The organism is Niallia sp. FSL W8-0951, assembly GCF_038006525.1.
GTDB classification, from domain to species: domain Bacteria; phylum Bacillota; class Bacilli; order Bacillales; family Cytobacillaceae; genus Niallia; species Niallia circulans.
Map to the genome: position 1 here is coordinate 89,658 of NZ_JBBOVK010000002.1, position 14,811 is coordinate 104,468.

Genomic DNA, 14,811 nt, shown 5'->3' on the forward strand with positions numbered 1-14,811 from the left:
ACTTTCCTCCGTGAAGGAGATAAGTTTTCTTTAACGATCCCTTTTCCTTCTTATTTTACCATTATCCCACCCATTCAGATAAATATTGAATTCCAGGTCCTGGATGACATACAACTACATCACGAACAGAAGCTACCGCTGCCAGTTTTTCTTTGATTATATGTTCTTGCTCTGGTTTACAGAGGACTTTTACATTCGGTCCGGCATCAATGGTGAAATAAGCCTCTAGCCCTTGTTGACGCAATTCCATCACCTGTTGCATAACATCGAGCGTTGCACTTTGCCAATATAAAAACGGCGGCTTTGCGCCTAACGTTGTAGCATGCATTTTCATTGCATTTGCTTCGGCAATTTCACCTAGCTTTGTAAATTCACGTGCATTTATCGCTTCTTTCATCTGCTGTAAATCCTCATCTACTGTCGCTAACCAGCCCGCATAGAAAGGAGAAGTTTCCACTGTCCGCTGCATGCCGTCTCGGCTCGATACCGATTTAGGACCAGCTTCCACTACAACAGAAAGGACACTAATATCCCACGCTTTTTCGTCTAAAATTTGCGTTGCAAACGAATCCGTTCCGTCTGTCTTCTCGCCTTTCTGCCATTCCACAAATCCTCCAAAAATAGAGCGTGAGGCAGAGCCAGAGCCTTGACGGGCTAAAGCAGAGAGTTCTGTCCCTATTAAATCTAGCTGTAATGCTTTACTTGCTGCGGCAGCTAACGCTGCATATCCCGAAGCAGAGGAAGCAAAGCCAGCAGCTGTCGGCACATGGTTCACCGATGTTACCTTTGCAAAAACTTTTGTGCCTGCAATGTTCCGGACATGATCAAGAAAGGCTGTTATTTTCCCAATTTCCTGATCGGAAACTTGGCTTCCATCTAATATCAAGCTATCCTTTTCAAACTGGTCAGAAAACTGAACCTTGGTTTCTGTGTAAAAATGATCTAATGTAATCGACAAACTACTATTTGTCGGTAAAAATAATTGGGTATTCCGCTTTCCCCAATATTTGATTAATGCAATATTCGTGTGAGCTCGAGCGATCGCTTCCATTAACCACACTCCTCCATTATTACTAGCATTCCGCTATTGTGTATTGCCATGTTTGGGCAGCACCAGCTTCCAGTAAGGCATCAGCCACTTTTTTTCCGATTTGCTCACTTTCTACTAATGCTAAAATACAGCCGCCGCGGCCGCCGCCTGTTAATTTTGCACCGACTGCTCCTGCAGATCGAGCTGTGTCTACTAAAGCATCTAATCCTGAATCACTTACACCTAACAAAGCTAAATGCTGGTGTGCTTGATTTAATTTATCGCCAACCAGTTGAAAATCTCCTGCAGCCAGTGCTACTCGCGTCTCTTGTGTTAATATGCCAAGTAGTGTGATAGATTGCTCTATTTGCTCAGGCTTGATTTCATACTTATCTCGGATTGATTTAACTGCTGCAAAGGTATCGCCAATCCTGCCACTATCTGCTATAACCAGATGAAATGGCGCGCCAATTTGCACATGTTCAACCTCTTGCTGTTTTTGAAACCAAATCGGAGTGGAGCTGGAAGCTGTCATCATATCAATCCCACTGGGTGTTCCATGCGCAAATTTTTCCGCCCGCTCCACCAAAATCATTAATTGACTGTTGCTTAGCTTTTGATTGAAAAAGGCAAAAAGACCGCGAACAAGCGCGATTGCAATTGCCGCACTTGAACCTAGTCCTCGTCCAATCGGAATCGTGGAGGAAATCTTAATTTCTATACCGCAAGACTGCTGCTCCAAAACCTTTAATGTCTGGATAATACAATCACCAATTCCCTCCATCTTTTCTGGAATTTGCTCTATTGATCCTTGATAAAAAGGGCTTTCGATTTGTATCGAGCTTCCCCTTATATTTTTAACAGTTACTTTTACTTCTATTTGTTTAAACGGAAAAGCAATGGCCGGCTGTCCATAAACAACCGAATGCTCTCCAATTAAAATTAGCTTGCTATGTGCTCGGCCTACCGCAATTTTTTGTGGAGTTTCAAGCATCGATATCCCCACTTTCATCGAAATATATCTGTTAGGATTTTTTAAAACCAACTAATAATCCACGGTGCTGAATAAAGGATCATAAACTGAACGCCATAATTGACGCCCCAGCGGTGCAGCATACCAGCAAATAAACCGATAACTAGTACACCGATAATATTTATCCAACCAGCGTCCATAAAAGCTAATAATAACACAAGTCCAAAAAATAGTCCTAGAATTGCTTCATGGGGAACCCAACGAAACACAAAGGCACAGATTTGATTGGCATACTTCACGGCGACAAAATAAGTAATTACAAGAGCAATCGTGGCCCCGATTAATGTTGCCCACACAAAATCTGCATTTGATAAGAGGTGATGCAAATTATGCTCTGGTGTAAACACTGGCGGTGCGTTAAAGAGAGCATTTGCTGGGCCAATCGCCATTGGAGACAACGGGATACCAAGCGCAATCAAGGGAATTAATGTTCCAGAAATATAGGTAGCATTTGTCAATCCTTCCATTGAAGCAATTGCTACTGACGCTTTTTTCACAGGATCCTTGATGCGACTTGAAAATACTTCTCCAAGGAAAATCGTCATGCCGACAGGGCTCATAATAAAGGTAATAGAGCCAATAAAGCTGGCAAGCATACTTGTTCCCGTTTCCTGTTTGGTCAATATTTTAAAAGGACTTGGAAAACCTTTAATGGTATTCGTTTCTGCAAAACTAATCGTTTTCTTTGGATATCGTGGCATACTAGCTCGTTTTTCTTTATGTAATAGTTCAAACAATGTCAATATGACAGGGCCAATGGTAATTCCTAAGAAAAAGGATATGAAGACATTCGTTCCTTCAGGTACAACCCCAATTCCCCAATAAAGATAGCGCAGGCCTTCTATTAAGAGGGCAAATGGCAGAATCACTAGAAGTGATAACAGCTTATTTTTCGTCATTAATGCCAGTAAAACAGCTCCAATGAAAAAGAGGGGATTTGCGTATTCTTTGATAACATCCGCAAATGGAATTAAGATTTGCGCCATCAATAAGCTCACTGGAACCGCTACAAGCGTCCCAATTACAGAACCAGATGCCATTTTGCGGATACTGATATCTGGCATGCCATGTTTTTTTAACACGAGGGCATGCTCTACCATCGGGGTCGCCATCACTCCCCCTGGAATTCCAGCAAGTGCGACTGGAATGGAATCTGTTACTTTATTGGCAACAATTGCAGACATAAAAAAGGTTAAAACCACAATAGGCTCTACCCCCGCAAGTACAATTGCCAGCGTTACCGGTGCTAAAACAGCCGTTTCGTCTGTCCCCGGTGCTACACCAATTATGGTATACAATACAGCTGCTAAAACGGCTGCAGCAATCATCTCAATAATTAATACGATATCCATTACTTTTCTCCCGTTCTTTCAAAGTTTCTTTTTGGCTTAATGATAAAACTACAGATAATAAAACCGATAATGGCACCGCCGAGTCCAAAAAACAATGGCTTTGGTGCCTCATTTGGTGCAATAAAATAGGCACCCATAGTCGTTATACTACAAATTATTAGTGCGATCACTAAATCTTTTATATTGATGAGATCCTCCCAGACCTCAATATTATCGTTCTCATCTTGATTATGTTTATTTTCCATACAATCAAACTCCTTGTATTTAATGAGCGTAAATGAGCATACTGTTAGGTTCCGCTTCCCCACGAAGATTATACACTAAATCCCAACTGTTGAAAATGATTCTCAATTAAATTCCGAAAATTAAATATGTATTCATGGTTGTTATACCACAAATAGTAAATGCTATAACCATTATTTATTCAGATACTCCAATTTCTCTATATTTTTATATGAAAGAAACCTCTTTTTCAAAAACAAAAACGATGAACCACATTTAATCATTAATGTGAATTCATCGTTCTTAAGGTTAATTAATCGCAAGCAGCCATTATCCCTTCCCTAGGTTAGTTACCCTAACTGACGTTTAAATGCTCTATTAGCGAAAAAATAAGCGATAGCCATGATACCGACACACCAGCCAAGAGCTATCCAGATATCATTTCTAACGGTGCCTTCATACAAAAGAGCACGAATGGCATTTACAATGGAGGTAACAGGCTGATTCTCTGCGAACATACGGATAAGCTTAGGCATGGTTTCGGTAGGGACAAAGGCTGAACTGATAAACGGCAGGAAAATCAGCGGGTATGAATAAGCTGTAGCTCCTTCAATAGTTCCTGCTCTTAAGCCAGGAATGACTGCTAGCCATGTTAGTGCAAGTGTAAATAGTCCAAGTATTCCAGCTATCACAACCCAATCTATAATAGCCGCATTGGAACGAAATCCCATCAAAAGCGCAGCGAGGATAACGACCGCGACAGTAAGCATATTGGAAATAATTGAAGTCAATACGTGCGCCCATAATATCGAAGAACGTTTAATAGGCATTGTAACAAAGCGTGCCATCAGCCCGCTTTTCACATCCGTAAACAACCGCAGCGAAGTGTAAGCAACACCGGATGCGATTGCCATCAGCAGAATGCCTGGCAGTAAATAATTGACGTAGTTATCCGTACCAGTTTCTATTGCACCACCAAATACATAGACAAACAGCAGCATCATCATAATCGGCGTAAGCGCCACTGTGATTATCGTGTCTGGGCTGCGCATAATATTGCGCATTAACCGTCCTAGTAATACCCATGTTTTACTTTTCATTTATATTTCTCTCCTTTTCCAATTATTGCGAGGAAAATTTCCTCCAACGTCGGCTGTTTCTCGATATACTCCACTTTTCTTGGTGGAAACATCTCTTGAAGTTCAGTCAGAGTACCAGTAGTGATAATCTTTCCGCCATGCAAGATGGCAATACGGTCTGCCAACTGTTCCGCTTCCTCCAAATACTGAGTCGTTAACAAGATGGTCGTACCACCGCCCGCAAGCTCCTTGACTGTATCCCAAACTTCCATCCGCGCCTCAGGATCAAGACCTGTCGTTGGTTCGTCAAGAAAAATGACAGACGGCTTTCCGATTAAACTCATGGCAATGTCAAGTCTACGCTTCATCCCGCCCGAATATTGGTCTGCCCGCCGGTTGGCTGTGTCGGTCAGGCTAAACCTAGCAAGAAGATGGTCAGCAGCTTGGACTGGATTAGAAACTCCCCGCAGCTTTGCAACCATGATTAGATTTTCACGACCAGTAAGCATGCCGTCTAATGCTGCAAACTGCCCTGTCAGGCTGATGCTTTGACGAACATTATCTGGTTGACGCTGGATGTCAAAACCACCTATACTTCCTTTTCCATCATCAGGTTTCATCAACGTGGAGAGAATGTTGACTATCGTCGTTTTGCCCGCTCCATTTGAACCTAGCAATGCAAAAATTTCGCCACGCCTCACCTCAAAATCTATCCCCTTTAATACTTCTTTGTCGTTAAAGGATTTCTTTAAACCCTTTACAGAAATTACTGTTTTGCTCATGCTTTTCCCTCCTTATAGAAGTGCTCTCCTAAAACTATCTTGTCTACATACATCTACTTAGTCTAACTGATATTCTGTAATACTTACTACCAAAGCAAAAAAATAACTGAATAGTTAATAATTCACCTTGGCAACAACCATTCAGTCGATACTAGCTTTTTCGTTTACTCTTGCTTAAACGTTTCATGTTGCATTTATTCATGATACTGCGGATGGAGCTAATTCAACCAAATTTTTGGGATTTACATCATTGGACCTAAACTTCAATAGGCAGTTGCGGTTATCCTCGACCAATAGTATCATTTAATTTTTTACGATACTTATCATTCCAAGTTTGTTCACCCTTCACTAGCTCATCGCAAAAAGCTGCCACATCCTCACCCGTAAGGTCAGTAACTTTCTTTCCTTCAGCTGCTCCTGCCTCGAAGAGATCGAGAATACCGTTAAAAATGCGACTGCTGCCCTCCCAGTCAGTGGGACCACCACCAGCATTCCAGATATATTTTTGGATCGCTTTATAAGCGCTGTTATATTCACCTGGAAGTGCTTTTGCACGTGTCTCCATCGCCTTCCATTCCCGTTTTTCTTCCAGACTGCCAATTATTTTTTCAAATATACTCATATTACAACATCTCCTTTGTTTTTTTTGTTTTAAGTTCATTAATTTTGCTTGATACAAACTCCCATTTTTCCCAAAACATTTTAAGCTGCTCTTGGCCATCTGCATTCAGCCTGTAAAATTTTCTTGGCGGCCCCATAGTGGACGGCTTCTTCTCGATATCAACTAAATTGTTTTTCTCCAGCCGCATGGTAATCGTATAAACAGTCCCTTCTACTACATCCGTGAAACCAAGCTCTCGCAGCTGCTGCGTGATTTCATATCCGTAAGTTTCCCCACGGCTTATAATCTCAAGCACGCACCCCTCAAGCACTCCTTTCAACATCTCTGTAATATTTTCCACATTTCCACCTCACTTACAGTTATTTTATATTTCAATACTATGCATCATCAGTACATTGTGTTACAGATATCAAGTATTACTTATTACTGGTATATAATAATACATATTAGATTTGTTTGTCAAGACGCAAAGAGATTTCTTTATGATGGTATGTCATATGAAAAGAAAAGGCTAAGATTATTTTGAAAATCTCAGCTCTGAAGGATAAAAATTCAATATAATAGTTTCTTTAATTCTTTATCATCTGTAATCAAGTTTCTATACTCTTTCCCATTTATACTTAAACAGCTTGCTTCAATAAAGAAGTTGTCTTTATTATTGACTTGGAAATAGAAATTTGTTGTAGATGAAAGTGTTTCCATTTCTTTTAATGCACTATTTAGGCTTTCAATCATAATTTTTTCCAAATCCTTGAGGAAAATAGCTTAATTCTGTTAATAATAAATGAGACTCATCAAAATTAGTTATTCAGTCTATACGTATCATGATTCTGGTTCTTGATAAATATAATAAGACTTGACTTGTTTAAACGTCATATTAATTTTAATTAACCAATACAAAGTATGATCTTATTCGTCAATTTAGTAACTCTATTAACTCATCCGCCTCTTTACTTTTAATGATTTTTTGCACAATCGCCTTATTTTCGATAATAGAAATTAGCTTTTTAAACATGCCATCCAATTCACTATGTGTTCCTTCTTTAATATTTAATAGGCAGACAAACTGAACCATCTGCTGCTCATTCCATTGGACTGGATTTTTCAATGTGCACACTGTCCAAAAAGTTTCTTGCGTTACGGGAACCAAGGGATGGGGAACAGCCACGAGATTCCCATAGCTAGTCGGGGCTATTGCCTCTCTTTCTAAAACAAGATTCATATAGTCTGCTGGTACAAGATTTAATTGGTATAACTCCTTACTTAGAAATTCTATGATGCTTTCTTTATCTTGCAGGTCTAATTGAAGATAAATTCTAGATGCATCTAAGTAATTCCCTACCTTATAAGAAGCAGCTTTTAGATGGTCATGAATAGATCGTATATCCTTGTCCTCTAAGAAAGTATTCACCACTTGGACTGGTATCCCAAAATCTTCCCTTATCGGAATGGTGCTAATAATTAACTCAATATCCGTCAGGTCATATGAGGATAAATTATAATAATTAATGGTATCTATTATTTCCAGTTCTTGTTCAAATCTATTTTGCAAGCGATAATACAGTAACTTAGCACTCCCCACACCTGATGCACAAACGATGATTGCTTTTTTCCTTTTCTTCTTCTCTAATTCTAATCGTTCGAGCGCAACACCTATATGAAGAGAGATATAAGCAATTTCATCTTCTACCACTTCCATCCCTAAGTACTCCTCTATACATTTGCTGGCTATGATAGCTCCTTCAAAGGCAGCAGGGTATTTCCTCTTTATATCATTTAGTAAAGGATTACGTATACTCATTTTATTACGCAATCGATTCATGGCAGGGCGGATATGCAAGGTTAAAGCTTGGATAAACTCTCGATCTTGGCGAAAGTCCCAATTCAATTCAGTGCGCAGTCTTTCTATCATCTCATTTATGATCGTCCCCGCCTCATCAAACTTACTAAATTCGACTAGCTCTCTTTTAAGCAAGAGCTTCGTTCCAAGTAAATGAACAATAATATAATTTATTTCTGTATTAGGAAACGTTAGACCAGTAAACTCTTCTACTTTACTAATAATCTCATCCGCTACTATCTTTTCAAATGGATACTCTTCCACTAGAACATCTGTTAACTCTTCTATTACAAAGCCTTCCTGAATTCTTCTGCATGCAATCGCTATATGTGTAGCTAGGTTTTCCAAAGAGATATCAGATATATCAATCTTATATTTAATCACCTTTTGTATGATAACCTCTTTAATCTTTTTTAAAAGACTCTGATCAATAAGCTGCAGAGAGTCTTCTTTAACAAATGTCTCTTGATTACGACTTAATAAGAAATTGGATAAACATAACCGTTTCATATATTCATCACCATGCACTTTAGAGCCATAATGTGGCCGGTTTATTAATTTCAAGTTATATTTATCTAGAATCTCCTTCACTACTTTTAAATCATTATTCAAGGTAGACATCGATATAAACAGTTCATCTGTAAAGTTTTCTAGTTTAATAAAATCCTTTTCTAGAAATAAACGCTTTAAAATATAGATAACTCTCGTATTTTTATCTGCAAAATCATCCACTAGCTTTTTTTTATCATTAAAATGTTCCTGAATAGTATTGGAAAATAAGGCAGGATTAACGATATTCAGTACATAGCCTTTTCCTCTAATGGAATCTATTATGGTCCCGCATGACTCTGTCGTGTCCTGCATCAATTTTATTTCTTTTCGAATAGTCCGATCACTGACACCCAATTCTTTAGCCATCCAGTCTGATGTTACAGGCTCCTTTGATTCTGATAAAAGAAATAAGATATCTTTCTGCCGGCTTGATAGTAAAGCCAATTTCAATCAGCTCCCTTCATTGTCCATTCATTGGACCATTTTTACTCAACTTACTAAATTATACATTTAAGCTCAGTACATAGGAAAAAATGGAGTTTAAAGCAAACTCCATTTAGACTATGAAAGCAAATCCTGACCTACTAGCTAGATTAATAGGTACAACAGAAGGCATGCCTTCGAAAAAGATCAAAGTTCTTCCCCATTTGTTTCAATAACGTGTTTATACCAATCAAATGATTTCTTCTTACTTCTTGCTAAAGAACCTTTTCCTTCATTATCTTTATCTACATAAATAAAGCCGTAACGTTTTTCCATTTCACCTGTTCCCGCGCTAACTAAATCAATACAGCCCCATGGTGTATAGCCGATTAAGTCAACACCATCTAATTCGACTGCCTTTTTCATTTCAGCAATATGATCACGGAAATATTGAATTCGGTACTCATCATTAATTGATCCATCTTCTTCCACCGTATCCCTTGCTCCTAGACCATTCTCCACAATAAATAAGGGAATATTATATCTTTCATATAGAGCATTTAATGAATAGCGAAGTCCTACGGAATCTATTTGCCAGCCCCAATCGTTCGCTTCTACATAAGGATTGCGAACAACGTGGCCGAATTCGCCATCAGATTCACTGCCTTCGACTTCACGACTACTCACTACTTTAGACATGTAATAACTAAAACCAATATAATCTACGGTACCTTCTTTGAGAATCTCTTCATCCGCTTTCGTAATATCCATTTCAAAACCATTGCGTTCCCAATATTTCTTCGTATAATTAGGAATCTCTCCTCTAACATGTACATCGCCAAAGAACCAGCGATTATGCATTGCTTCTGCCGCATACATAACATCATCGGGATGACAGGAATATGGATAAACAGGTACAATGGCAAGCATACAGCCAATTTTAAAATCAGGGTTGATTTCCCTGCCAATCTTCACTACCTTTGCACTTGCAATTAGTTCATAAAGAGAGGCTTGATACATCGTCTGCTCCCGATTTTCCCCTTCCTCATATTTAATTCCTGAATTAGTGAAGCTCGCGAAATCCATGCTTGTATCTGCTTGGTTATTGATTTCATTAAATGTCATCCAATACTTTACTTTATCTTTGTAGCGTTTTAATACCGTTTCCGCATATTTAACGAAGAAATCGATACACTTTCTATTTCTAAATCCACCATATTTTTTTACAAGATGATATGGTAATTCAAAGTGAGAGAGTGTAATGACTGGTTCAATATTATGTTTTAATAACTCATCAAATAAATCATCATAGAATTGCAGTCCTTCTTCATTTGGTTCTGCCTCGTCTCCATTTGGAAAAATTCTTGTCCAAGCAATAGATGTACGGAAACATTTAAATCCCATTTCTGCAAATAGTTTAATATCTTCCTTGTAGCGTGAATAAAAGTCAATTGCTTCATGGTTTGGATAATTGTATCCTTCTAGCACACCATCTGTAATCTGACGGGCGACACCATGTCTTGCTGCTGTCATTACATCTGCAACACTTACACCTTTTCCGCCTTTATTCCAGCCACCTTCAAGCTGATGAGCCGCAACTGCTCCACCCCATAAGAAATTCTCTGGCAATGCTGTTTTTGACATAATAAGTTTCCTCCATTTAAGTTATTAAGTTATTAATAAAAAAAGAAAGCGGTCTATCGTTTCTTGGAGAACCGCCTTCTTCCTGTTAAATGCTTAGAGCTATGATGGACAACTACTTTCGTGTAAGTATCCGTTTCTCCAAATTTAATTATTAGATTATAATACTGATTCTCCGCCTTTTTCTTGTATCACTAACTTGTTATCATACATTTTAATAAATGGGAACCAAACCAAGAATGCTACAATACCGCAAATTAGTGCTACAATTACCGCCATATAGTCTCCCGCTGTACCAATAAATGCTCCAATACCAATTGGCGATGGCCAAGGTACTTGTGCAATGATCGCATCAACAAATTTCAGCTTGATCGCCCAATACCCAATCGAAGCCGAAGCCATTGGTGCTAAGAAGAATGGGATTGCCAAATATGGATTATAAACAATTGGCAGACCGAACAATAATGGTTCATTAATATTGAAAATACCAGGTGCAAGCGATGCTTTTCCTAATATCTTTAATTGCTGTGACTTAGCTAAAAAGGCAATGAAGAACACCAATCCTATAGTTGCTCCAGATCCACCCATAATGACAAATGAGTTCTGGAATTCACCAGCAAAGGGAATATTCCCTCCCTCTAAATTTGTCTGCATATTAGAAAGAACAATAGGTGTTAAGAATGCACCAATAATATTGGCGCCATGAATTCCTACAATCCAAAGGGCATGGATTAAGAAATAAATCACCATGATTCCTAACCAGCTGTTTGTTAAATTCACAACGAAGCTAAATGGAACAGCTACTACTTTGAAAATATCTGTACCTAATGCAACTAGAATCCCATTAATAGCCAAGATAACGACAGCCACTAAAAAGGCTGGAATTAATGCTGTAAAGGATCTAGATACCCCCTCCGGTACTGCTTCAGGCATTTTAATCACCCAATTTTGTTTAACACACAATCTATATAACTGTACGGCGATAATCCCGAGAATAATTGCTGCAAAAATACCTGTAGTACCTAACCGACTCACACCATCCCCAACCATCTGCCAGCCATTTACAATGGTTGTTTCATCATCTATTTGATGAATGAGCGAGATTTTCCCACCGTCTATTACGAGCATAGGAATGGTCATAAAGAAGGCAAACATAGATAGTAAAGCACCATTTAACGGGTTTAAATTTAAGTTATCTTCTTCAGCAATAATTTTCGTATACTCATATCCGATGACAAGGTTAAAATAGAGTGCTAATATTCCCATTGTTGATTTATTTGCTAACATATACAAATCACTAATCTTAAAGAAAGTACTATTAAAAAAACCTTCTAAAAAAGTAAGTGTCTGCGGCAATACATTCAATACTAGGAACATAGAACCAACGATAGTAAAGGGAATGGAAGCCATCCCTGCTGCCATTACTGCCCGCACAAAACGGAAGGAGGCAACTTTCCCCATTGGACCCATGAGATATTTTTCAAAAAGAGCAAATACTTTATTTTCTACTGACATATAAACTCCTCTTTTCCATGGTTAATTAATAACTTTCTCATATAGTTTAATGCGGCTATAGTGTTTATCTTCATTTAGACAAATCTTGTGCAAACGTTTTAGCATGAAAGCAGCTAATAATATCCCCAAAATTAAAATAGTTAGAATGAACACTCTTGATTCATCTTGATTAATTAAGAACGGATAAAGCAAAGCAAAAGGAGAAGAAAAACAAGCAGGCACTATACAAATTACATTTGCAGCGAGCAATGCCGTAAAACTGTATTTGGTAAATTTAGGATGATGGCTAGGACTGCTGTAAATCTTCACTTGCTCCACAACACTAGCTACCATAAAGAACAATAATACGAAAGGAATAAAGAATAACTTTGAATCACTTAGCACCAATGAAATAAACCAATATAAATTGGTAAAAAAGAATAGGGCAGTTACATAACGAACAAGTAAATACCGATTAAAATACATCGTTTTTATACTTTGTTTCTTTCTTTGCTTTTCTAGCAAGGCTCTTTGTTCATCATTCATATGAATCCCTCCTTCTCTTGTTCTTCGCTATTTGCTTCTTCATTTATTATCAAACCATCAATAGATACCGCTTTCATTTTTTGTAGTGAAAATTAGATTGAACGGACTCCATCGTAGAAAGGGAAAAACTAAAGTAGCTTCCTTCTCTTTCTATCCATTAACCCCTTAGTTCGGAAGTTCTTGTAAAATTACGTTTGCTAATTTTTCAATCCCCATCGGAATTGGAACATACGCTTGTGGTGGTATGTTAACAACCGGCTTTCCTACACGATCCCCTGTTTCTTTCAGCTTATTGAAATACATCTTTGTTTGCGGGCTTACTAAATATAAATCAAATTCACCCTTCTCAATCATCTTACCGCCTTCATTTGCAGATATAGCATCTAATACAATATCCTGACCTTTTGATTTAAAAAACTCCGTTGTCTTTTTGGCCATTAGTGATGATGACATACCAGCTGCACAAATAATTAGGGCTTTTTTCATTTTATATTCCTCCAATAATTAATAAGATTTTTTGATTAAAATCAAACAAATTCCCAGCTTAGTTAGGTAGTTTCTTATGAAGTTCTATGAATTCCTTTGCCATATCGACAACAGTCATGGCATTCATTAAATGATCTTGCGCATGGATAAGCAATAACCGAATTTCAAATTTTTCTCCACGAGCTTCCCCTTGAATCAAATCTGTTTGAAAGCGATGAGCTAAGCGCATGGCTTCATTTGCTTCATCCAGTTTTTGCTCTGCTAAAGAAAAGTCGCCACTTTTAGCATCATTTATTGCTTCCATTGCTAAACCTCGAGCATTTCCTCCATTTAAAATAATTTGAAAACTAATTTCCTCTAAGTTCATGCTAATCCACCCTTACGTAAAAAAATATGTGCACCAATTCTCCTATTAGCAGTAGAGATAAAGCTAACAGTACGTTCCACTTAAGTCTCTTTCACTTGCTAGCTTAAAAGATTAAGAGACTAATCTGGATGACTAAAAATGATTTGTTAGCGATTTCATCTCTTGCTATCAACTGCTTATCTACATACTATACCTAATTTAATTTAAAGTTAATTTAAACTCTTTCCTTTGCGCAACGGAAACCATTACCATAAAAACGAAAAATGGGTGTCAGGCACTACAAAAAGACAACTGTCTTTTTACGGTGCCTGACACCCACTTCTATTTTTTTCTTTTTTTAATTCGATGTAAAACCAATGCAATTATAATAGTCAACAAAGCGGCAAAACGGAAATTTCCAGGAGCGAACTTTAGTAGCCAAATACTAAGAATGATAGTTGCTAAAGTCAAATGCTCTAAATACTTTTCATGTGTAAGCTTATTTTTATTAGCTGTTATAATTATGTACGCAATCGGTGGTACAATAACGCAAATTGCCCAGAGTAGTTTATCACGAAGATACCACGGTTGAGTTTTATTCATCGTTCACTCCACTTTTTTTGGTCCTTTAATTCACAGTTAGTATACAAATATATCCATTGAGTTTTATGCTAAGTTTCAATTAAAATACTACAAAATACTCTAACAGCATCTCACTAAGATATGCGTTAAAATCCATTAAATGCTTTAGTCAAAGCATCTAGCATTTGTTTCTTCATATATTTTGACAGCAATTCTTCGTATATAAATTTTTAAGAAAAGCAGTCCTAATGGTCCAAGGATTTCAATCAACTGGTATTTTTAATTCTGAATCATCAATAATCAAATTTTTATACTCTTCTTCATTAATAATTAATGCGTTAGCTTCAATAAAGAAATAGTCCTTATCATTAACTTGAAAGTAAAAATTTGTAGTTGATGAAAGTGTTTCTATTGCTTTTAATTCACTATGAAGGCTTTCAATCATTATTTTACCAAATCCTTGAGGAAAATAGCTTGATTCTGATAATAATAAATGGGACTCTTCATCAAACTCATTTAGTCTAAAAGTATCATAAGCAGGTTCCTGAAATACATAATAAGACAACACTTGTTTAAACGTAATATTAATCAAATTGCGATTTCTATCACCCATTAATTTAAGGGTAATAGTTTCTTTCAGGTAATTAATATTCAAGTCAATAATAGCCAGAGACTCTATTTCCGAAAAAAAATGTTGTAATTTTCTTTCTGTATTCATTTTATCTTGCACCTATGTTCCCTCTCTTCTTTATAAAATGGTGTCAGGCACCATCAAAAGACA

Annotated in this window: 17 protein-coding genes; all 17 read right to left on the reverse strand. The window is 37.5% G+C overall.

From position 1 onward, the window contains the following. Positions 1-61: 61 nt before the first annotated feature. Entirely contained in the window at positions 62-1,051 is a 990-nt protein-coding gene (gene mvaD / locus NSS71_RS20415) for a diphosphomevalonate decarboxylase (protein ID WP_341151987.1), read from the reverse strand. Between the two features lie 22 nt (positions 1,052-1,073). Then, positions 1,074-2,024, reverse strand: coding sequence for a mevalonate kinase (gene mvk / locus NSS71_RS20420; RefSeq protein WP_341151988.1), 951 nt, complete (start codon positions 2,022-2,024; stop codon positions 1,074-1,076). 41 nt (positions 2,025-2,065) lie between these two features. Beyond that, positions 2,066-3,415 carry a tripartite tricarboxylate transporter permease gene (locus NSS71_RS20425; RefSeq protein ID WP_047943291.1) on the reverse strand — a complete coding sequence of 450 codons (1,350 nt, stop codon included), beginning with the start codon at positions 3,413-3,415 and terminating at the stop codon, positions 2,066-2,068. Continuing rightward, positions 3,415-3,660, reverse strand: a complete 246-nt coding sequence (locus NSS71_RS20430) for a hypothetical protein (protein WP_047943292.1) — start codon at positions 3,658-3,660, stop codon at positions 3,415-3,417. Before NSS71_RS20430 ends, NSS71_RS20425 begins: the two co-directional genes overlap by 1 nt. Before the next feature lie 327 nt (positions 3,661-3,987). Beyond that, a complete protein-coding gene (locus NSS71_RS20435) occupies positions 3,988-4,737 on the reverse strand; it encodes an ABC transporter permease (protein WP_061801207.1) in 750 nt (249 codons plus the stop codon). Continuing rightward, positions 4,734-5,498 carry an ABC transporter ATP-binding protein gene (locus NSS71_RS20440; RefSeq protein WP_061801208.1) on the reverse strand — a complete coding sequence of 255 codons (765 nt, stop codon included), beginning with the start codon at positions 5,496-5,498 and terminating at the stop codon, positions 4,734-4,736. Before NSS71_RS20440 ends, NSS71_RS20435 begins: the two co-directional genes overlap by 4 nt. 280 nt (positions 5,499-5,778) lie before the next feature. Further along, positions 5,779-6,120 (reverse strand): DUF1048 domain-containing protein, encoded by a 342-nt coding sequence (locus NSS71_RS20445; protein ID WP_047943295.1) that lies wholly within the window; start codon positions 6,118-6,120, stop codon positions 5,779-5,781. 1 nt (position 6,121) lies between these two features. Continuing rightward, positions 6,122-6,460, reverse strand: a complete 339-nt coding sequence (locus NSS71_RS20450) for a PadR family transcriptional regulator (RefSeq protein ID WP_047943296.1) — start codon at positions 6,458-6,460, stop codon at positions 6,122-6,124. Between the two features lie 212 nt (positions 6,461-6,672). Beyond that, on the reverse strand, positions 6,673-6,867 hold the full coding sequence (locus NSS71_RS20455) for a YxiG family protein (protein ID WP_418789598.1): 195 nt from the start codon (positions 6,865-6,867) through the stop codon (positions 6,673-6,675). Between the two features lie 169 nt (positions 6,868-7,036). Continuing rightward, positions 7,037-8,962 (reverse strand): BglG family transcription antiterminator, encoded by a 1,926-nt coding sequence (locus NSS71_RS20460; protein ID WP_341151989.1) that lies wholly within the window; start codon positions 8,960-8,962, stop codon positions 7,037-7,039. Positions 8,963-9,142: 180 nt separating this feature from the next. Further along, the gene (locus tag NSS71_RS20465) at positions 9,143-10,579 is read right to left on the reverse strand and encodes a 6-phospho-beta-glucosidase (RefSeq protein ID WP_341151990.1); all 1,437 of its coding nucleotides are present in this window, start codon (positions 10,577-10,579) and stop codon (positions 9,143-9,145) included. A 156-nt stretch (positions 10,580-10,735) separates the two neighbouring features. Further along, positions 10,736-12,091 carry a PTS cellobiose transporter subunit IIC gene (gene celB / locus NSS71_RS20470; protein ID WP_095259424.1) on the reverse strand — a complete coding sequence of 452 codons (1,356 nt, stop codon included), beginning with the start codon at positions 12,089-12,091 and terminating at the stop codon, positions 10,736-10,738. 21 nt (positions 12,092-12,112) lie between these two features. Further along, the gene (locus NSS71_RS20475; protein WP_341151991.1) at positions 12,113-12,616 is read right to left on the reverse strand and encodes a hypothetical protein; all 504 of its coding nucleotides are present in this window, start codon (positions 12,614-12,616) and stop codon (positions 12,113-12,115) included. Between the two features lie 165 nt (positions 12,617-12,781). After that, positions 12,782-13,102, reverse strand: coding sequence for a PTS cellobiose transporter subunit IIB (locus tag NSS71_RS20480; protein ID WP_047943302.1), 321 nt, complete (start codon positions 13,100-13,102; stop codon positions 12,782-12,784). Between the two features lie 58 nt (positions 13,103-13,160). After that, entirely contained in the window at positions 13,161-13,469 is a 309-nt protein-coding gene (locus tag NSS71_RS20485; RefSeq protein WP_341151992.1) for a PTS lactose/cellobiose transporter subunit IIA, read from the reverse strand. Positions 13,470-13,790: 321 nt separating this feature from the next. Next, entirely contained in the window at positions 13,791-14,051 is a 261-nt protein-coding gene (locus tag NSS71_RS20490; protein ID WP_061801212.1) for a hypothetical protein, read from the reverse strand. Between the two features lie 241 nt (positions 14,052-14,292). Beyond that, positions 14,293-14,760, reverse strand: a complete 468-nt coding sequence (locus tag NSS71_RS20495; RefSeq protein WP_061801213.1) for a YxiG family protein — start codon at positions 14,758-14,760, stop codon at positions 14,293-14,295. Between the last annotated feature and the right edge of the window lie 51 nt (positions 14,761-14,811).